15 protein-coding genes are annotated in these 19,564 nt (G+C 60.0%); 3 read left to right on the top strand and 12 right to left on the bottom strand.

Features of this window, described 5'->3' with window-relative positions; genetic code table 11:
* Positions 1 to 22: 22 nt before the first annotated feature.
* Positions 23 to 1,393: a class-II fumarase/aspartase family protein gene (locus PQR42_RS16150; RefSeq protein ID WP_408386604.1), complete on the bottom strand. Its 1,371-nt coding sequence runs from the start codon at positions 1,391 to 1,393 to the stop codon at positions 23 to 25.
* 164 nt (positions 1,394 to 1,557) lie between these two features.
* Here PQR42_RS16150 and PQR42_RS16145 point away from each other — a divergent pair, with 164 nt between their 5' ends.
* Complete coding sequence (locus tag PQR42_RS16145; RefSeq protein WP_408205520.1) at positions 1,558 to 2,289, top strand: GntR family transcriptional regulator; 732 nt, start codon at positions 1,558 to 1,560, stop codon at positions 2,287 to 2,289.
* A 202-nt stretch (positions 2,290 to 2,491) separates the two neighbouring features.
* Here PQR42_RS16145 and PQR42_RS16140 read toward each other — a convergent pair whose 3' ends face one another.
* From PQR42_RS16140 to PQR42_RS16100, 9 genes are all read right to left on the bottom strand, one after another.
* On the bottom strand, positions 2,492 to 3,373 hold the full coding sequence (locus PQR42_RS16140) for an alpha/beta fold hydrolase (RefSeq protein ID WP_408386605.1): 882 nt from the start codon (positions 3,371 to 3,373) through the stop codon (positions 2,492 to 2,494).
* A gap of 585 nt (positions 3,374 to 3,958) precedes the next feature.
* The gene (locus PQR42_RS16135) at positions 3,959 to 4,879 is read right to left on the bottom strand and encodes an AEC family transporter (RefSeq protein WP_408493669.1); all 921 of its coding nucleotides are present in this window, start codon (positions 4,877 to 4,879) and stop codon (positions 3,959 to 3,961) included.
* A 46-nt stretch (positions 4,880 to 4,925) separates the two neighbouring features.
* Entirely contained in the window at positions 4,926 to 5,330 is a 405-nt protein-coding gene (locus PQR42_RS16130) for a GFA family protein (protein WP_408386609.1), read from the bottom strand.
* Positions 5,331 to 5,583: 253 nt separating this feature from the next.
* Positions 5,584 to 6,321, bottom strand: a complete 738-nt coding sequence (locus tag PQR42_RS16125; protein ID WP_408386611.1) for an SEL1-like repeat protein — start codon at positions 6,319 to 6,321, stop codon at positions 5,584 to 5,586.
* A 204-nt stretch (positions 6,322 to 6,525) separates the two neighbouring features.
* Positions 6,526 to 6,729: a hypothetical protein gene (locus PQR42_RS16120; protein WP_408386613.1), complete on the bottom strand. Its 204-nt coding sequence runs from the start codon at positions 6,727 to 6,729 to the stop codon at positions 6,526 to 6,528.
* A gap of 246 nt (positions 6,730 to 6,975) precedes the next feature.
* The gene (gene gltS / locus PQR42_RS16115) at positions 6,976 to 8,178 is read right to left on the bottom strand and encodes a sodium/glutamate symporter (protein ID WP_408386615.1); all 1,203 of its coding nucleotides are present in this window, start codon (positions 8,176 to 8,178) and stop codon (positions 6,976 to 6,978) included.
* A gap of 146 nt (positions 8,179 to 8,324) precedes the next feature.
* Positions 8,325 to 8,915, bottom strand: coding sequence for a hypothetical protein (locus tag PQR42_RS16110; RefSeq protein ID WP_408386617.1), 591 nt, complete (start codon positions 8,913 to 8,915; stop codon positions 8,325 to 8,327).
* A gap of 253 nt (positions 8,916 to 9,168) precedes the next feature.
* The gene (locus PQR42_RS16105) at positions 9,169 to 10,311 is read right to left on the bottom strand and encodes a hypothetical protein (RefSeq protein ID WP_408386619.1); all 1,143 of its coding nucleotides are present in this window, start codon (positions 10,309 to 10,311) and stop codon (positions 9,169 to 9,171) included.
* A gap of 155 nt (positions 10,312 to 10,466) precedes the next feature.
* Positions 10,467 to 11,660, bottom strand: coding sequence for an MFS transporter (locus tag PQR42_RS16100; protein ID WP_408386621.1), 1,194 nt, complete (start codon positions 11,658 to 11,660; stop codon positions 10,467 to 10,469).
* Positions 11,661 to 11,850: 190 nt separating this feature from the next.
* Between PQR42_RS16100 and PQR42_RS16095 the strand changes: the two genes are divergently transcribed.
* The gene (locus PQR42_RS16095) at positions 11,851 to 12,813 is read left to right on the top strand and encodes a GlxA family transcriptional regulator (protein ID WP_408386623.1); all 963 of its coding nucleotides are present in this window, start codon (positions 11,851 to 11,853) and stop codon (positions 12,811 to 12,813) included.
* A gap of 331 nt (positions 12,814 to 13,144) precedes the next feature.
* Here PQR42_RS16095 and PQR42_RS16090 read toward each other — a convergent pair whose 3' ends face one another.
* Both PQR42_RS16090 and PQR42_RS16085 read right to left on the bottom strand, forming a co-directional pair.
* Positions 13,145 to 15,289 (bottom strand): hypothetical protein, encoded by a 2,145-nt coding sequence (locus tag PQR42_RS16090; protein ID WP_408386625.1) that lies wholly within the window; start codon positions 15,287 to 15,289, stop codon positions 13,145 to 13,147.
* A gap of 369 nt (positions 15,290 to 15,658) precedes the next feature.
* Positions 15,659 to 18,400, bottom strand: a complete 2,742-nt coding sequence (locus PQR42_RS16085; RefSeq protein WP_408386627.1) for an MGH1-like glycoside hydrolase domain-containing protein — start codon at positions 18,398 to 18,400, stop codon at positions 15,659 to 15,661.
* A gap of 182 nt (positions 18,401 to 18,582) precedes the next feature.
* Here PQR42_RS16085 and PQR42_RS16080 point away from each other — a divergent pair, with 182 nt between their 5' ends.
* Entirely contained in the window at positions 18,583 to 19,530 is a 948-nt protein-coding gene (locus tag PQR42_RS16080) for a pseudouridine-5'-phosphate glycosidase (RefSeq protein WP_408386629.1), read from the top strand.
* Positions 19,531 to 19,564: the final 34 nt, after the last annotated feature.

Here is a 19,564-nt window from a genome sequence, read left to right as displayed (position 1 = left end):
TCCAAGTCCTTGCCGGACGCCTTCAGATATCGCTGGACAGTTCGACAGCCCGATCGACCATGCGGGGTGCAAGGCCGAGGTAATTGGCGGGGTCGGTCATGCGGTCGATCGCGGCGCGGTCGAAATGCGCGGTGACCTCGGGCAGCGCGGCGAGCGCGTCGGCCAGCGTGCCACCGTGCTCGTTCACCGTGCGGCAGGCGTCGTAGACGATGTCATGGGCCTGCTGGCGGCCGGTGAAAGGCGCCATCCCCATCATCACGGCCTCGGCTACGATCAGCCCGCGGCTGATACCGAGGTTGTGCTTCATGCGCTCCGTGTCGACGATCAGGCCTCCGAGCGCGAACTTCGCCTGATGCAGCGCGCCTGCCGACAGGATGAAACTCTCGGGAATCGCGATCCATTCGGCGTGCCACGGGCCGGTTGCGCGTTCGAAATCCTGGATCATCGCGTCGACCATCAGGCCCGCGTGCTGGCGCACCGCTTTCGCCGCGGCCAGCATTAGTTCGCTGGAAATCGGGTTGCGTTTTTGCGGCATCGTGCTGCTCGCGCCGCGCCCTTTGACGAACGGTTCGTACACTTCGGCGAATTCGGTCGAGGCCATGATCATGATGTCGAGCGCGATCTTGCCGAGCGAACCGGTCACGAGCGCAAGCAGATTGACGGTTTCGGCGAAGCCGTCGCGCGCCACGTGCCATGTCGTCGCCGGCACGCCGAGCTTGAGTTCTTCGGCCAGTGCCTTCTGTACCTCGAACCCTTTGTCGCCGAGCGACGCCAGTGTGCCCGCCGCGCCTGCAAATTCGACTACGGCCACGCGCGGTCGAAGTTGCGCGAGGCGTTCCTGATGCCTGTCGAACATTGCCAGCCAGATTGCGACCTTGTACCCGAACGTCACCGGCAGCGCCTGCTGCAAGTGAGTTCGACCGGCCATCGGCGTATCGCGGTGTTGCTTCGCCAGATCGGCGAGGATCGCGCGCAACTCGCGTATGTCGCTGTCGATCACGTCGAGCGCGTCGCGCACCTGAAGAGATACGGCCGTGTCCATGATGTCCTGCGTCGTCGCGCCCCAATGCACATAGCGGCCGGCTTCGCCGCACATGCCGACGAGCTGGTGCACGAGCGGCAGGATCGGATAGCCGACGATGTCGGTTTCCTCGCGCATGTGGTCGAAATCGATCCGCTCGATGCTCGATTCGCGCGCGATCACCTCGGCGGCTTCAGCGGGGATCACGCCAGCACGCGCCTCAGCCTTCGCCAGTGCCACTTCGACATCGATATAGCGCTGCACGAGCGCGTAGTCGGAAAACAGCGCGCGCATTTTTGCCGTGCCGAAGGCGTCGCGGAACAGGATGGAGTCGACTACGGTGCTGGCCATCGGAATAGTGCGGTTCGTCATTGCGACCTCTTGAAAGTGCGAAAAGGACGGACTTGATGGGGCCAGCTCGCGATGCCGACGAATCAATAAGTCCGGACATATGTAAATTTAATATGTTCGAACATATGGAACAAGCTATGATTTACCCTGGCGTCCCAAAAACCCGATTTCCACTCGCACAAGAGATGAACAGACCGCACTTCGCCGATATCGCGCGCGACCTGACCGAAGGCATCGCATCCGGCCGCTATCCCGTCGGATCGGTGCTGCCGACCGAGCTGGAACTGCGCGACCTTTACCAGACGAGCCGCCATACGGTTCGCGCAGCGCTGCATGAGTTGCAGCAGCTTGGCCTTGTCTCGCGGCGCAAGAATGCAGGTACGCGCGTCGAGTCCGCGCGGCCGAGAAACGACTTCAGGCCGTCGCTCGCGTCGGTGGACGACGTCGTGCAGTTCGGCTCCGAGCACCTGCGTCTGGTGCAGTCGACGGAGGAGGTCGCCGTGACCGGCAAGCTCGCGAGGACGCTGCAATGCGCGGAGGGTGCGAGGTGGCTGCGCGTGTCGAGCCTGCGTATCGATGGAGACAGGCAGAGTCCGCCGATTGGCTGGACCGATGTCTATATCGACCCGGTCTACACGGAAGTCGCGGAGGCGGCGCGAGCGCAACCGGACACGCTGATCAGTTCATTGATCGAAGCGCGCTACGGTCGATGCATTGCGGAGATCCAGCAGGACGTGCACGGCACGCTGATTTCGGAGGAGATGGCGGAACGGCTGAAGGTCGGCAAGGGGGCCGCCGCGCTTGAAATCGTGCGGCGATATCTCGACTCGACGGGCGAGACGTTCGAGGTGTCGATCAGCGTTCATCCGGCGGAGCGCTTCTCGGTTTCAATGCGGCTGAAGCGCTCCGACGCGTAGTTCAGGCAGCCAAACGACCCGTCTGCGTGCAATTGGCGGCTTTGCCGATTGATAGTCTGGCCCAGTGCGGATGGCGCTTGGTGCCCGCACGGTGCGCTATGCCAGGGCGGCCAGAAATCACGGCAAGTCCATTGCTAGTCGAGAGGCAGCTGCGCCGACCGGCCCCAGCCGCGCGGCGCAGCACTACGTAACGCTAGCTAACTCACGAATGGCGATGCAGGAAGCCGACGACCAGGTCTGTCGTCGCCTGCGGCTGCTCTTCCGTGATCCAGTGCCCGCAATCCGGGATGATCACCTCTTCGACGTTATCGGCGGCACACCGAATCACCGCGCCGATCATCGGGCCGAATGTAGCTTCGCCACCCAAGGCCAGGACCGGCATCTGAAGCTTGCCCTGCGCGAGGAACGTCCTGTTGTCGGCTGCATCCTGGCTGAATGCCAGGAACTGGGCAAAGCCCGCACGCATCGCGCCGGATTGCGCATAGAGCGCCGCATAATGCTGGCGCTTTGCTTCATCAAACCGCTTCCGGTCCCGGGAAAGTTCGTTCCAGAAGCGGTCGAGATAGATGCGCTCGCGGCCGGCGACCAGGCGCTCCATGTCCTGACCACCGAAGCCAAAGTGCCACATCGCCGGATCCTGTGTGATCTGATCCCAGGGTCCGACGCCGGGCAGCGGCGCATCGATCGCCACCCATCGGCTCACGCGTTCGGGGTGGGTGGCTGCAACTGCGAAGCCGACCATGATGCCGATGTCGTGCGTCACCAATTCGGCCGTACGCACACCCAGGGCGTCCAGGACGCCCACCACGTCCGCCGCCTGATTCTTCTTGTCGTAGCCGCCATCAGGCTTCGACGAGAGGCCCAACCCACGCAGGTCGGGCACGATAACCATGTGGTCTTCGATGAGGGCACTCGCCAGATGCCCCCACATGTCCCCCGTTGTGCCGAAGCCGTGCAACATGACCACTGCCGGGCCATGACCGCCGACCCGCACATGGATGGACGTACCGTTGGTTTCGATCGTCCGCGTCTGCATCACGGCCGGGAAGGGATAAATCCCATCTACGTGGGCATGCTCGCTCATCTGTGTACTCCAGGTTTGCTTCTGGTTGACGGCACATCGATGAGGATCAGCCGGGGCGCGACCATCAGACCCAGCCCGACGCTGATCCGGTTTTACTCCATGGGAATACATATCAATTGCCCGACGAACCTGCGCACAAGTGCAGCTACTTCATCAGGATTCTCATCCAATGCAAAATGGCCTGCATTGAGAACATGAGTCTCAGATTTCGACAAGTCCGCTAATATGTTGATTGGGGTACCGCTGCGCGCTTAACACTTGAACGGATGCTCGACACCGGTTTAAGTTGGATCAGGATCGCTAACGAATCTGTCCACAGTCAAGTAACCATATTTGCAACGTTCATGCGGTTATCCTATCCGGGTGACTCGACGACGACAAGTGAACAGGTTGCTCATTCTTTTTCCATCTGCGCAACAATGGCGAGACAACGGATATTCTTGCGTGAATGATGTCAATCGCGTCGTCGAGCTTTCCCGTCATTCACGGTTGCAAGACGCGGCCGTTCAGCAGACGCGATCAGTCTTGGTCAGCGCTTCATCCCTCAATGGGCGCTGACGTCGTGTCGATCTCGGTAGAGGCTATCTACAGAACGTAAAGCCAGGCGAGCAGCGTGAAGACTGAAAAGAGCGTAGTCATCGAGATCACTGCGCCCACTACGGTTTTTTCGACGTCGTATTGAACCGCGAGCACGTACGCGCTCTTCGCGGTGGGCACGGCAGCGCACACGACGGCAGCGACGGTCGCAGTCCGGTCGAGGTCTGCCGCAAGGCAAAGCGCGTAGACCACGAGCGGCATGATCGCCAGTTTGAGCGCCGTCAGCAATGTATAGAAACCCAGGCGCTCGCGCAGTTCGGCGATTGTTAGATCAAGTCCAATCGCGAACAGCGCGCATGGCGTCAACGCTTCGCCGAGCATCGTGAGAAACGACGTGACCGGTCCAGGCAGTTCCGAACCGAGGACCGACCAGAGCAGTCCGAAAATCGTGGCAAGGATGACGGGATTGGTCGCGATCTGCCGCAACAGCGCCGCCGTCCGTATGTTGCGCGATGTATCGTATCGCCCGATCTCGAGCAGCAGAACCAGTATCGGAAACATGACGGCGCCGACGAATACGGTCGCAATCGCCGCCGCGAGCACGCCCGGTTGGCCAAAAAGCGTCTTCAATATAGGGAGCGCGACGAAGCCGGTGTTCGTCATCGACACGGCAGCGGCCAGTATTCCGCTCTTTCCGACGCCCGCGCCGCGCGCGATTCGGACAAACATCATCACCGCCACAAAGCAGATCATGGAACCGCCGCCGAACGCAGCAAGAAAACGCCAATCAAGGAGCGAGTGGAGCGACTCATCGGCGATCGTCAGGAAGACCAGGGAAGGCATCGCCACGTAGTAGGCGAAGCGCATCAGCGGTGCGGACAGCGCTCGCGGCATATAGCCGGAGGCGCCGGCAAACCATCCCGTTAGAATGATGGCAAAGATCGGAAGTATGGTGCCGGCGAGATGCATAGTGAGCTCCCGTAGCTATGGAACTTAGGCGCATCGCGAAGCGGCGCTACGCACCGTCCTGATACTTCGGCAAGTCGTCGCTCAACGAGAGACCAGGAAACATGCTCGCGCACCACACGTGCCATGACGGGCGAACCCTTGTGGGATCGTCGAGCGTTGCGTAGTTGATTTCGACCGTTTGCGGCGCCGCCGACTCGCGATACTCGAGTTGCGTCCCGCAATGACCGCAGAAGCGCCGTTCGCCCCATGTGCTCGACCTATACACCCGCGGTTGACCCCGGACGTATTCGAACTCGCCGATCGGCACCGACGCGGATGCGGTCACCGCGGCGCCAGTGGTCTTCTGGCACAAGCGGCAGTGGCAAAAGCCGGCGTCGGTCGGAACAGCCGTGACCTGATAGCGGATAGTGCCGCATGCGCAGCCTCCTTCCAATACGTCATCGCTCTTCATCCTTGTCCCCGCATGTTCTGTCGCGAACGTCTTGAAGGATACGCAGGCGCGGGCAGTGCAAGCGTATGGGTGATGCAGCCATATCGGCGGCCCGCCGTTTCATTCGCGTGCCGTTCGGGCATTGTCCGGGCGCCCATTCGACAATGCCAGCTTCCTTGCGATCATTCGAGAATCAAGATGTCACCCGTCTGCGCCGCCCACTCCCACACATGCAGAGCTATTGATGTACGGGGTTCCGCGGGATGCCAGGTGCTTAGGCGGTGCCCAGGCGCGATTCGGCAATCCGTTTCAGATCATCGGGGGTGGAAGCCGATTCAGCCAACTGCTCAAGCAAGTCCGTGGCTCTCTTTTCGTCTTTGGGTCCACCATCGCCAAGCGTCAAACTCGTCGCCAGGTTAAGTATCGACCGGGGCAGTCCTCGCGAGGCCAAAGCCTCAAGGAGGTGACGAGCCACTTCGGGTTCCCGGTTTCGGTTGCCGCTTAGCAACTCATCGGCAATCGATTCTACAAACCTCAGCGAGCTTTCGTTTTCTGTTCTGTGTATGCCATTCACGAGCGCTTGTTCGAAGTGGCCAACGGTAAGGTGGGTGGCGTGAGCCAACGTGCTAAGCGCCTCCTGAAAACTCAGATCTTCCTTCGAGCCGGCAAACGGCGTTTCTGTCGCGTTGCGGCCCTCTTCGTGCGCATGCGCGGCCGATGGTTGCCACCATCGAACAAAGTCGTCCGCGGATTCACCGTGAAGATCAACTGAGGATGCGAGCAATTGCGACACCTGATAGACGCGTCTTTCGGTGAGTGTCGCGCTATCACACGCCTCGTCGAGCGCGGAAGCTACTTTGCTGCCCAGCTCGCTGTGGAGGTCGGTCCAGTCTCTATAGCCGAACACTTCGGATGTCACCTGTCGCGCCTGGGATTCCTTTAGAGAAAGGCGGTATTTCAGTCGATTGGCGGCCCGCGTCGGGATAGACGCGTTCTGGAAGTAGATACGCATGGCTTCGGTCCGAGTATCCGTGCCGACGAGCCTCCACAGCCGGCACGGAATCGAAATGAACTGTGAGGCGGCGCAGGGGGCGTGATGCCCCGTCAGAAAAAATACCGTCGGTTTCTCATCCAGTCAATCCAATTCTAGGAGATAGGCATTTTGCGCATTGTCGACGAAGGGCGCGCCACAGAGCGCGCGCCTCGCCTCGCCATATCAAACGTGGTAATAGCCGTCGCCAGCAGAATTCTGCAGCACGCCGTCGACATAAACGCCCACGGGATCCCCGTCGGCCGACGTCAATATTGTGCCGTAGCCATGTTGGCCGATGATCTTCATGCGGCCTCCGTGAATGTCGGCCATCGCCTCGTGGTCCAGGTCAATGGAGGTGGAAAGGTCCATGATCGTTAGTACTTTCATGATGCGCTCCTTAGGTGGGTAAAGGATGAGGACTGAACGAGCGGCCGGACGCTTGCAGGAATCGACGCATATGTTGTGCCATCGCGCTGGTTCACGCTGGCTTGTCCATCCAACCGCATCGGAGTGAGGCGCGGTGGGCTAACGGCCGCCACCTGAGATGATTTCAGTTGCCCGCACGCCAACACTACAGCAGCGAAGAGAGCCGAAACGTCCCATTGCGTCGTTCGAGTCGCGCAGCCCACCGGGCTAGTGAAAGATCGGCAACGCGAGATAACCCTTGATGACGATTGCGTTGACGATGTCGATAAAGAATGCCCCCACCATCGGCACAATGAGAAACGCCAGATGCGAGTGGCCGAAGCGGTTCGTGACCGCCTGCATATTGGCAATTGCGGTCGGTGTCGCTCCAAGCCCGAACCCGCAATGGCCCGCGGCCAGTACAACAGCGTCGTAGTTACGGCCCATCACGCGGAACGTCACAAAGATCGCATACAGCGCCATCAACGCCGTCTGCGCGGCGAGAATCGAAATGACCGGTAACGCCAACGCGGCCAGATCCCACAGTTTCAGGGTCATCAGTGCCATGGCGAGGAACAGCGCGAGGCTGACATTGCCGAGCAGTGCGACAGCGTGTTCGGCCACGGGCTTGCCCGCCAATGCGAGCCCATTGCTTAGCAGTACGCCAATAAACAGCACGCAGACAAAAGTCGGCAATTCAAAGGGCGTGCCGGCCAGCAGGTTCGAGAGCACCTCGCCGACGGCCAGGCTGATTGCGATCAGCGCCAGCGTGGCGATGAACGCGGCGGGCGTGGTGGGTTGTTCCGCTTTCGGCTCTTCAAAGGCGAGTGAGGAGTCGGCCGGCAGGGCAGTCTGTTGCGAGACTGGTTTCGTGACGCGGCGCATCAGTAGGCGGGCCACCGGCCCGCCCAGGATACCGCCCATCACGAGACCGAACGTCGCACACGCGATGGCGGCTTCGGTAGCCGATTGCAGACCATGATGCTCGGCAAAGACCTTGCTCCACGCGGCCCCCGTTCCGTGTCCGCCCGATAGCGTGACCGAACCGCCCAGCAAGCCAAGCAGTGGGTCGACGCCGAGCGCATAAGCGAGACCGATGCCAACGGCATTCTGCAGTACCAGCAAGCCGAACACGACGGCGAGAAAGCGCAGCAGCAGTGGGCCGCCTTGTTTGAGGCTCGCGAGATTGGCATTCAACCCGATAGTTGCAAAGAAGGCGAGCATCATGGGCGTTTGCAACGCCGCGTCGAAGCGCACCTCGGCGTGCCCTGCGACGCGCACGACCAACAGCACGATCGCGACGACGAGGCCGCCGGCAACGGGCTCGGGAATCGTATAGGTATGCAGCACCGGAATCCATTCGACGAGGCGGTTGCCGAGCAGCAGAACCAGCGAAGCCGCGACGAGAGTCCCATAAATGCCGATGTTCATGTTGACTCTTTCCTGCCTGAAGTGCGATTGGACAGGCGCTTGAGCGCTCAGGGCAACGCATGACGATCGGCACGAACTGACGGCGATTCGCAGTAGCCTCGATTGCCTGACACCACGCGAGCGGGACGTGATGAACCTGGAAGCGGCTACTTCTTGACCGCCGGCTCCACGGAAATCGCGAGGGCCTCGGTGTAGACGGCCTCCACCTGATCACCCTTTTTGATGTTGGCGAACTGTTCGGGGTCCTGCACTATCAGGTCTAGTGTGTTGCCCTTTGGACCTTTCAACGTGACCGTCCTGTTTTTTGGATTGACGGCGACGACATTAGCCACGATTTTCACTTCCCGGCCCAAGGTTCCGCCGGGCTTGCCGCCAGCGGGTGCGCGCTCCATCGACGGGCGCTCTTCGACCGAACTAATGCCGTCACCTCCTTTCTTCAGGTTCAGGCTAAGTGCTTCCCGGTAAACGACTGTGACGACGTCGCCAACGTTGAGCTGGTCAAAGTTGCGCGCCTCGTCCCCGACAGCCACCTCGACGACCTTGCCGTTTTTGCTCTTTAGCAGAACGGTCCTCGTCGCGCGATCGATGTCCTGCACGGTGGCCGTCACGCTCCTCGTGCCCTTGATGGTTACCGTGCCAGGCGCCTTCGTCACTTGCGCGCCGGTTTCCTCCTGTGCCAATGCCGTGGGCGCCACGGCCACCAAGGCGGCGATGACGAGAAATTTTGCGTTCGTCATGAACTGCTCCTTTGAGACGCTGAGGCTTCGTTGGTCGTGGACCGGCCGTGCGCAGATCGCGTTGGCGCAGACGCAGTTGTTGCGCTTTGCACAATGACGCAGAACCCAACCGGATCGCTCATTCAAATCAACTATCGTCGCCAGGCAAGCGCCTTGCAATAGGACCTTAGGCCAATGGTTTTCTGCCCGGACGATCTCGGTGGGACAGTTCTCACGCGGCTCATGGTTGCTTGAGTGGTCTTCGGCAATGCGCTCAAAAGCGCAAGCCTACGCCGGCCTCGATCAGATCCGTGTCGCGGTCGTAGCGCGTGACGATGCGATTCCATGTGATGCGCGTGAGCCAGTGCTGGCCGAGCCTGTAGCTCGCTGATACGGCTACGAGCGCCGAGACGCGGCCGTCGCCGGTGCGGTTTTGCGGAAGGTCATCGTTCTGTGTGATGGCAACATATGGCCCAACGCCGATTGACAGCGTGAGCCCATCGTCGAAGAAGGCACGGGTCGCCCAAAGCTGCGCGGCAATACCGTCGCGGCGCGACTGGATTTTCCCTCCCTCGTGGATGTATGAGGCCGTCACGTCGACATAGCGCCACAACCCGCGCCGGTATTCGAGACTGCCGGCATTGGCCGACTCGGAGTCGTCGCTGTTCAGGATCGTCTTGCCGAACATCACGGTGACTTCGTTATTCGTCACCTTCGATGTCCGTGGTATCGGGCGCTCTCGTGGACCGGGCTCGCCCTTGTCTTCGAGTTGATAGCCGATGCCGAACAGCAGCGCGGTCGTGTCTGGACCGCCAAACGCCTGGACGTGGTTCAACTGCGCCTGAGCAATCCACCGGCGATCGAAATAATATGCGGCACGTAGGCTCCACAGGAGACCCCAACCGTGCGTGTTCGAATAGTCGCCTCCGGATTGAGCCGCGGTTGTGTCGAAGTATCGGTACGGCCCAGTACCGGCCGATAACTCGAGCCGGTCGTTCCACAACGGCAGGCGCCCCCAGGCTTGCACGGTCTGGCCGTCGCGGTGATGCTGCGGAATGTGACCTTCGTTGATCCAGGAAAAGCTCCACGCGGCAAAACGGCCGAGGCCTTCGCGATAAGTGGCGCCCCACGAATAGGTGGTTGTACTGTCACTAAAGAGGGGGCCGGCCAGCAGCGAGAATTCCTGCGCACTTACGGGCGAAGACAAGACGAGGAGGGTGCCGATCAGAAGTGTCGACAGGGAAGTAACATGGTCCTTCTCACGTTGGATTGCAGACACTATCTCGCGCTTAGCAGACTGTGTAGAAGAAAGATAGCTTCTTGGGACTGATTCTGCTACCCGAAACGATATCTGCAGAAAGGAAGGTGATGAATCAGACGCATGACACGCGGAAATTACCTCACCGACATGATCCATGTATGTGTGTTAGCGAACGTATCCAGCCTACGTTGCGGCGAAGACATGTTGCGTGTGAACATCTGCTGTTCGTTATGCCCTGTGGCGAAACGACACTGACATACGTCACGGAACGGATGGCTTAGCCGCACTTATCCATAACAGTTCTTAAGCAATCAGACGGTCTCTGTCTCGCGACGATGGGTCGTCGCGCGGTGCTGGATGGACGGCGGTTTCGTGCAACGATGCGCGGCTTCGGCGAACAAGAAAGCGATCGCAATCAGCGCGGCGGCAACGAGACTCAGGTACTCCCCGCCGATCGACTGAAGCACTGCACCGCCAAGCACGCCGGAGCAGGCGAGCCCGATGTATGTCGCGGTATTGTTGAGGGCCAGCAGCAGGGGCGCCACGCCCGGCGTGAGTTGCACCAGCCGATGTTGTTGCGGGACGATGAGCCCCCAGCCGCATATGCCCCAGATAGTGAGCGCAACTGAAGTGCTGAATGCATGCGCGGATGTCCACGGCAACGCACAAAAATTGATGATGGCAAGCCACAGCATCGCATTGATGATGTTGCGGCTCTTGAATCGGTCCACAAGGCGGCCGGATAAGAGGTTCCCGGCCGTCGCCGCCACGCCCCACAACAGAAACATCCCGGCGAGAATGCGTGCGTCGCCGTGCGTGACACGCTGCAGCACCACGCCCGCATACGTGTACACCATGAGGAACCCGCCGAAGGCGAATAGCGAAGTGAGCAAGGTGAGCGCGATCCGCACATCGCGGACCGGTGCAAGCCGTTCTCGCAACCTGACGGATGCAGGCCGCGGAACGGATGGCAACATCGTCCAGACGCCGATCATCGCCACAATCCCGAGCAGAGTGACGAACCAGAGAGTCGTTCTCCAGCTTCCGAATCCCCCGATAAACGTACCGATCGGCGAGCCGAGCGCTGTCGCTCCGGTCAATCCGGCCGTGACTGCAGCCAACGCACGGCCGCGTTTTTCGGGCGGTGCGAGCGCAGAGGCAACGCCCAATGCAGTAGGCGAGAACAGAGCTGCGCCGAATCCTGACAGAGCCCGGGCAAATAAAACCCAGTGCAAGTCCGTCGCGACCGCGCTGAGCATGTTGCCGGCGACGAAAATACCGAGCGCGGAAACCAGCAGAAGCTTGCGCGGCCAGCCTCCCGCCAAAGCCGCCATGACCGGGGCAGCCAACGCGTAAGTCAAGGCGTAAAAGGTGACCATCAACCCGGCAAGGCTGACGGATGTATTCAGTGATGCAGCGACGCCTGGAAGAATACCGGCGACCACGAAGTTGTCGGTACCCATTGCGAACATGCCCACGGCCAGTATCAGTAGTCGACGATCCATACGAAAGCTCTTGCGATAAGCGGTTTGAGGTTTGGTCCGAAGACGCGCGCCACACGTTGACTGGCACGCGATCGCGGTGTCCACCCGGCCGGCGTTTTGCGCCGGAACGGTACGAGTAGAGAATAAGCCTCGTTGACCGTGTCTCAAATGTCATATATACAAGCGATTCAGGACATGACCTCGGCAAGCCATGCATACGATCGGCTTCGTTGTATTCCCGAATTTCTATCTAATGGGCTTCGCGGCAGTGACCGCCTTTGAACTGGCGAACGTCGTGCTCGGCGAGCCGGCATACCAGGTGACGGTCCTGTCTGAAGAGGGCGGACTTGTATTGTCGTCGGCAGGTATCCGTGTCGAAACGCAGCCCTTTTGCGACGCCGCATTTGACACCGTCATGTTTGGCTCTGGCGTCGAGATCGACATTGTCTCCACCGCACTGACTGCCTTCGTCAGGCGCGCCCTAAGTACGTCGCGGCGAATCGCGGCGCCATGCACAGGCGCTTTCATCCTGGCCGAAGCGGGGGTTCTGAACGGTCGCCGAGCGACGACACATTGGCGCTTCGCGCACGATCTGCAGTGCCGTTTTCCCGCGATAGCCGTCGAAGAGGACCAGATTTTCATCGTCGACGGACCGATCTGGACGTCGGCAGGCATGACAGCCACGATCGACATGGCACTCGCCATGATCGAGAGGGATCATGGCCAGGACGTTTCACGCGCCGTCGCCCGCAAGCTTGTGGTTTATCATCGCCGCGCCGGCGGGCAATCGCAGTTTTCCACGTTGCTCGACCTGGAGCCCAAATCCGACCGAATCCAGAAGGCGATCGACTATGCGAACGCCAATCTGCGCAACGCGTTGACCGTCGAGGAATTAGCCGATGTCGCGGGTTTAAGCCCACGTCAGTTCAGTCGGGCTTTCAGTGCTGAAACGGGCCAATCTCCTGCCAAGGCCGTTGAACATTTGCGAGTGGAAGCCGCCAGGCTGTTGCTGGAAAAAGGGCGTTTATCCTTGGATGTGATCGCAGACGAAGTCGGCTTCTCGGATCGGGAGCGAATGAGGCGGGCGTTCCTGCGGACCGTTGGGCAACCGCCCCAGGCGGTGCGTCGCTCCAGCAGGGACACCCGTGGGCCGATTGGGCGCGACCAGCAATAGTCGCGCGCCCGTTGCCGTCAGCTTCACGTTTGTACGAGGTCGCTTAGCACCCGGTGGAAGGTTTTCACCCGTTGGATTCGCCAGATTGCTGACGCGAATTGGCTGGACTGGCCAGAGGGTAGTCCGTCCGGTCCTGCGGTGACGAGCGGTTTCGTGCAGCCATGAAGCGTCACTCGGTTGTTGGACGGAAGTGACATTCAGACGGGCGACTTTGGTAGCAACGATGGACGCACCCACCAATCAAGCACCCAGTCAGCCGATAGCTAGCGCTGTTTGCTTTGGAGAAAATCCGGTTCCTGTCGAATTTTTTAAGTGGAGACGCGACAAGTCACTACACGGGTTTTCCCGGCAGTTTTGCAATCTTGCCCAGTTTCCTGCATTCCGCGCAGCTACTCATCTTTTCGACGGAGGTGGATTTTGGGTGATTGAACATAATGCATTCCCAGTCGTACCTCTCTCGATTATTTTTATATTCTGAATAGTCAAATTTCCGGCGCAGGCCGTGCTTGGCTCCTCTTTCATCGAGATCCTGTTGTGACAGCCGGCGTCCCTGTATCACCGGAAGTCGACTGCAAACGGGACATCGACCACCACGGTCGCTCCCGTCCTTCGAGGGCAGAACATTGACTGCCAGTGGGCTCCAGGTGAAAGGCACGTCGTGATTTTCACTATCGCATACGAGATTGAAGGACCTCTCGACGGGATCGTAGCCTTCTATGTGGATGTGGGTAGCGCGTTCCTCCTTTAATGCCTCGAGAAGCCTTCTCGTTGGCAGTGAAGCAAGGCCCACCTTGCTGACGAAACTTAGCAAATGCAATGGGTCTTCCAACTCGCGCAATCTCAAGTCGAAGCCAGGCACGTCTTGAATCTCAGGCGCTTGTTTGAGAGCGTGATCAACAATCCACGCGAGAGCGTCGGCGATGTTCCGACAGTTCCTTTCCACATCTGGAATGCAGACAAAAATCACGTCTTCTTTACGCGCTTCGGCCGCGGCCCTTTTCAATTTGTCGGAGTTCCTGGACTTTTCCTGATGCCTAAGGTCTTGAGTTGGGAATACCGCAGCAGCCTTAAGGTCGTCAAAGTGCTGAAATCCGTCGTGTTCGACGATCAGATCTCGGCGGCTGGGCAAAATATTCCCTCCGAAATAGGCATCATGCCGTAGGTGACCGGCGCTATTTATCTCGTCCTTTTTGAGCCAGGATGGTGTGACTTGCCGAGCCGCATAAATTTCAGCGCTGTTCAGACCAAGCAGATATCCTATGATCGACACGGAAAGCGTCTCACCGACATATTGATTGCATTCCGGGCAGACCTTAATTTCACCGTCTCTTCGGAAACTGTCGTACGCTCTTGAAAAGGCATGCCCACATTCATTGACCACAACCTTGATGCGCGATTTCCCATTCTTGTAGACATCCACTTCGGCTCCGCTGACGTAAGTCAGGCCAAGCACGTGGCTTTCGATTCGCGCTCTGATCTGAGAGGTTTGCAGGCGTCGCTTCGCAGCAGCAGCCTCCTTTGCGCATGCTGGGCAGCCTTGGTGAAACTTGTCGACGGATTTGGGATATGGTTTGTAGTCGGGCTTTATTCGGCACCGTCGGCAACTGAAATAGAAATTTGTCCGGTTGTACTTGTAGTAACGGTCATAGGCATCTTCCGCAAGGATTTCTCGCCCATTTGTTGTCACCAGGTCTACTACGTTTGATTGACAGTACTCAGTCACGCGTTGACAGAAGCTCTCGATGCCGAGGCGATCTTCCAGGCGAAGCATAGCGAGTACGTCGTTCATCGCAAGATGAAGGACCTGGTTCCTTTGAAGGCATTGACGCTGCCTCTCCTCAAGTACTCGATCGGCGAAGGTGCGTCGCTCGATCCTGATTGCGTCTTTATTTGCGACTATGATGGCGTCGTACAACCGCGCGGCATTCGGATAGCGCACCCCATCCAAAGAAACTGGATTTGATTCGATCCTCCCTCCATGCCCGGGGGTGCCGTGTTTAAGCTGGCTTAGCAGCTCATCAAGTGACTCAAACGTGATTCGGTCTGGATGCTCTCTGGCGAAAGCCTTAAGCGCATTCAGATAACGCGTGCCGGTCCCTTTAAGCTCACCGAGCAGTTTGGAGATACGGGTAAGCGCTATCCTCTTTCCCCCGATCTCAAGTTCAGTTGGAATGACCGCCAGCCGCTTACGAGCCCAAAGGCTAGGGCTGGCGGCAAAGGCCTGAGCCGTCAGGGATGGATTCCTTGTCCTTTCAGCTAAAAACCTCTTGGAAAACCCTACGAGGGTAAGGGTGGTCTCGCAGCCTTCGTAAGCGAGTTTAATTGCTTTTGAGGGGGTGGGCATGAAGATCTTTTTTGGAAGTCCAGAGTGGATGCCAGGTACGCGATCTCGGTTCGCCATACTCGACATACCCAATCCAAAGGAAATGATGGAAAGAACTCGCCCGCGGGACGAGATCGACTTGCCAGCAATCATAAGTCGGAACCTCTGTACCTTCAGCGTCGCGTTCCCATAAAGTGATGTCGATTTTGCAACTGGGTGAACGCCCACTATGAATGCGCTTTGAAACACCAGATTGGTGCCGATGATCAGCCGGCAATTGCTTAGCCGGGGACGACCGTTTGATATCGAAGGCTGCGCATACCGCGACGATCTTTCGTCGGTCAACTTGGTGTCGAGGTCGGCCCTTGGCTTTTCCGGAAGTAGCCATTCGCTGCATGCCGATGCGGCAACGTCTTCGTGCGGCCATCAAGAATCATTCGCCTGCACCGGCGCCCGGACATTGGGGCTTCGGCTCTACCCGGCGGATTCAACCGGTGGAAGCACCACCCAGCGGCCGAAACACTACCGAGCCATGACCGGTGCGGCGTCTTCTCCCACTGGCGCATCCACCGACGCAACATCAGCCGCAACATGGGATAGCTTCATCATGCGCGGCTGCAGCAGCAGCGCGACGAGCCCGCTCCAGCCGGTCTGATGCGAAGCTCCGACGCCGCGTCCATTGTCGCCGTGAAAGTACTCGTGGAACAGTACGAGATCCTGCGACTGCGGGTCGGCTTGCAGCATCGGATAGGCCGCCATCACCGGCCGCACGCCTTGTGCATCTTTGAGAAAGAGCGTGGTGACGCGCCGCGCGAGGTCGTCGGCAATCTCGCTCAGCGAAAAACGCTTGCCCGAGCCCGTCGGATACTCGACGCGAAACTCATTGCCGTAGTAACGATGGAACTCATACAGCGACTCGATCAGCAAGTAGTTGACCGGTATCCAGACCGGCCCGCGCCAGTTCGAATTGCCGCCGAATACGCGCGAGTCCGATTCGGCCGGCTGGTATTGAATGCAGACGTTCACGCCGTCATGGTCGAAGACATAGGGTGCATCGCGATGCACCCGGGACAGCGCCCGCACGCCGTACCCGGAGAGAAACTCGGCTTCATCGAGTGCGCGGCGCAGCAGCGCGGTCATCCGTTGTCCGCGCAACAACGACAGCAGCGTGGTGTTACCCGTGCCGGGTTCGGTCCAGCGCGACACCAGCCTGGCAAGATTCGGCCGATGATCGAGAAACCACGCCAGCCGTTCGCGCAATCCCGGCAGATGGCCGTACACACGATCCTCGAGCACGTGAACGGCAAACAACGGAATCAGCCCGACGATCGAACGAATGCGCATCGGCACACGGGTGCCGTCCGGAAGGTGGAGTACGTCGTAGAAGAATTCGTCTTGTCCGTCCCATAACCCGGTTCTGCACCCTTCGCCGCAACTGACCGCTTCCGCGATATACAGAAAGTGCTCGAAGAACTTCACCGCGATTTCAACGTACGCGCTGTTCGTCATCGCCAGTTCGAGGCCGATCTGCATCAGGTCGAGCGCGTAGGAGGCCATCCATGCCGTGCCATCGGCCTGATCGATGCGGCCGCCGGTAGGCAGCGGCGAAGACCGGTCGAAGATGCCCACGTTGTCGAGCCCGAGAAAGCCGCCCTGAAAGATGTTGTGGTCCTCGGCGTCCTTGCGGTTGACCCACCACGAGAAGTTGAGCAGCAGCTTGTGGAACATGACTTCGAGAAATTCGTGATCGCCGACGCCCGTCACCTCGCGGTCGAGTTCGTACACACGCCATGCGGCCCACGCATGAACCGGCGGATTCGCATCGCCGAACGCCCACTCGTAGGCGGGCAATTGCCCGTTCGGATGCATATAGCGTTCCTTCACGAGCAGCAGCAATTGCTTCTTCGCGAAGTCAGGATCGATCACGGCGAACGCGACCGCATGAAATGCAAGATCCCACGACGCGTACCATGGGTACTCCCACTTGTCGGGCATCGACACGATGTCGCCATTGCACATGTGCCGCCAGTCCGCGTTGCGGCCGTGTCTGCGCGCTCCCGGTGGATTCGGTTGCCCGGGGTCGCCGTCGTGCCAGCGCGTCACGTCGAACTGGTAGTACTGCTTCGTCCACAGCATGCCGGCGAGCGCCTGACGCTGCACGAGCCGCGCATCCGCGTCGGGGATGTCGTGCTGAAGCGCGGCATAGAATTCGTCGGCTTCCGCTTGCCGGCGCGTGAAGAGCGCTTCCATGTCGAGAGGCACGGCATCCGCGGCCGCTTCGGGACGCCAGCGCAGATACAGCACCGAGCGCTCATGAGGCGCGAACTGCAGACACACATGCGCGGCGGCGCGGGTGCCCTTGTCACGCCGGATTGCCTGCTCGTCGCCGTCAACGAGGTAGTCATTGAAGCCGTCCTTGAACGGCCCGGCACCTTCGAAGCCGAAAATGCGGCGCACATTCGTTTCGTTTTCGCAGAAGATCCATTCGACCGGCTGTTGCGCCGACGCCGTCACGATCATCGTGCCAAGCGCGGGATTGCGCGCGACGACGCACGCGCCTGCCTCGCTATTCGACTCCAGCGTGAGCGACGGCTTGCCGGGCTTGCCCGACCACGCCCATCGGTTGCGCGCCCAGAATTGCGGCAACACATGAAGCGCCGCGCGCTGATCCGCGCGGTTTTCGACGCTGACGCGCATCACGATATCGTCGGGCGTGTGCTTCGCATACTCGACGCAGACGTCGAAATAGCGGTTATCGTCGAACACGCCCGTATCGAGGATTTCATATTCAGGCTGATCGGCGCCGCGCCGCAGGTTTTCGTCGAGCAGATCCTGGTACGGGTACGCATCGTGAGGATACTTGTACAGCATCTTCATGTACGAATGCGTCGGTGTGCCGTCGAGATAGAAGTAAAGCTCCTTGACGTCCTCGCCGTGATTGCCTTGCTCGTTCGTCAGCCCGAAAAGCCGTTCCTTGATGATCGGATCGTGGCCGTTCCAGAGCGCGAGCGACACGCACCAGTCGAGCGGGTCGTTGCCGAATCCGGCAATGCCGTCCTCACCCCAACGGTACATGCGGCTGCGTGCATGATCGTGCGGAAAGTAGTCCCAGGCGGTGCCGTATTCGCTGTAGTCCTCGCGAACAGTGCCCCATTGCCGCTCGCTCAGATAAGGCCCCCAGCGGCGCCAGCGGTCGAGCTCCGGACCATGGAGCCGGGCACCTTCCGTCGACTGGAGAAGATTGATTGCGCGTAGCGGTGGCATGGAACCTCCCGACCCGACATCGACCATCCAACATGTTCAGCAGATGAAAGTCTGTCCTTTTTCATCAGGGAGCGGCGGCCAGACTGTACCGTAATGATAGGCGCCATCGCGCTGCAGCGTGTGAACCGTGGACCGGCTGTGTGTTGCATACTTGAGCGAATCACACTGCCGGAAACATCGATATGGTTGCGAATCTTGCACGCTCATGGCTGACCTGCAGCGCACCGGTGGCCGCGGCACAGGCCGCCGGCCGGCCGCTCGTGGCGCTTGAATCGACCATCATCGCTCACGGCATGCCGTACCCGGAGAATGTTCGCACGGCACGCGAAGTGGAGGCCTTGATCCGTGACCTGGGAGCCGAGCCCGCCACGATCGCACTGATCGGTGGGCGAATCCGCATCGGCCTTTCGGACGACGAGCTGGAACTGCTCGGCCGTTCGGACCACGTGCACAAAGTCAGCCGCCGCGACCTGCCGGCTGTGCTCGCCGACGGCGGGCTCGGTGCCACCACAGTGGCTGGCACGATGATATGTGCCGCGCTGGCCGGCATCGAGGTCTTCGTCACCGGAGGCATTGGCGGCGTGCACCGGGGCGCGCCAGAAACCTTCGACATCTCGGCCGACCTCCAGGAACTGGCGAAGACCTCCGTGGCGGTGGTCTGTGCCGGTGCGAAGTCCATCCTGGACATCGGGCTCACACTGGAATACCTGGAGACGCACGGCGTGCCGGTGCTCAGTTGCGAGCAAGACAATTTCGCTGCGTTTTACACGCGGGACAGTGGCTTTCGCTCGGACTTCAGGCTGGACGACCCGGCGCAGCAGGCGCGTTTCATCCGCACCAAGTGGGACCTGGGGCTCGTGGGCGGCGTGGTATTGAGCACGCCGGTGCCGGAAGCGGCAGCGATGAGATTCGAAGAGATCGACGCGCTGACCCAGCAGGCGCTCGCCGAGGCCACGGCGCGAGGAATCACGGGTAAGGCCGTGACACCGTTCCTGCTGTCTCGCATCAAGGCGCTGACGGGGGGACGCAGCCTGGCGACAAACATCGCGCTCGTGAAACACAATGCCGAGGTGGGGGCTAGGCTGGCGCTGGCGTTGGCACACGCAGGGCGCGGGGCGGGCGCGGCGTAGCCGCCGGAGCGGCGGTCATCGAACTTCCGCATCC

The sequence above is a fragment of the Paraburkholderia sediminicola genome (assembly GCF_046027355.1).
In the GTDB taxonomy this organism is placed as follows: domain Bacteria; phylum Pseudomonadota; class Gammaproteobacteria; order Burkholderiales; family Burkholderiaceae; genus Paraburkholderia; species Paraburkholderia sediminicola_B.
This window is presented reverse-complemented; position numbering and strand designations above follow the sequence as displayed.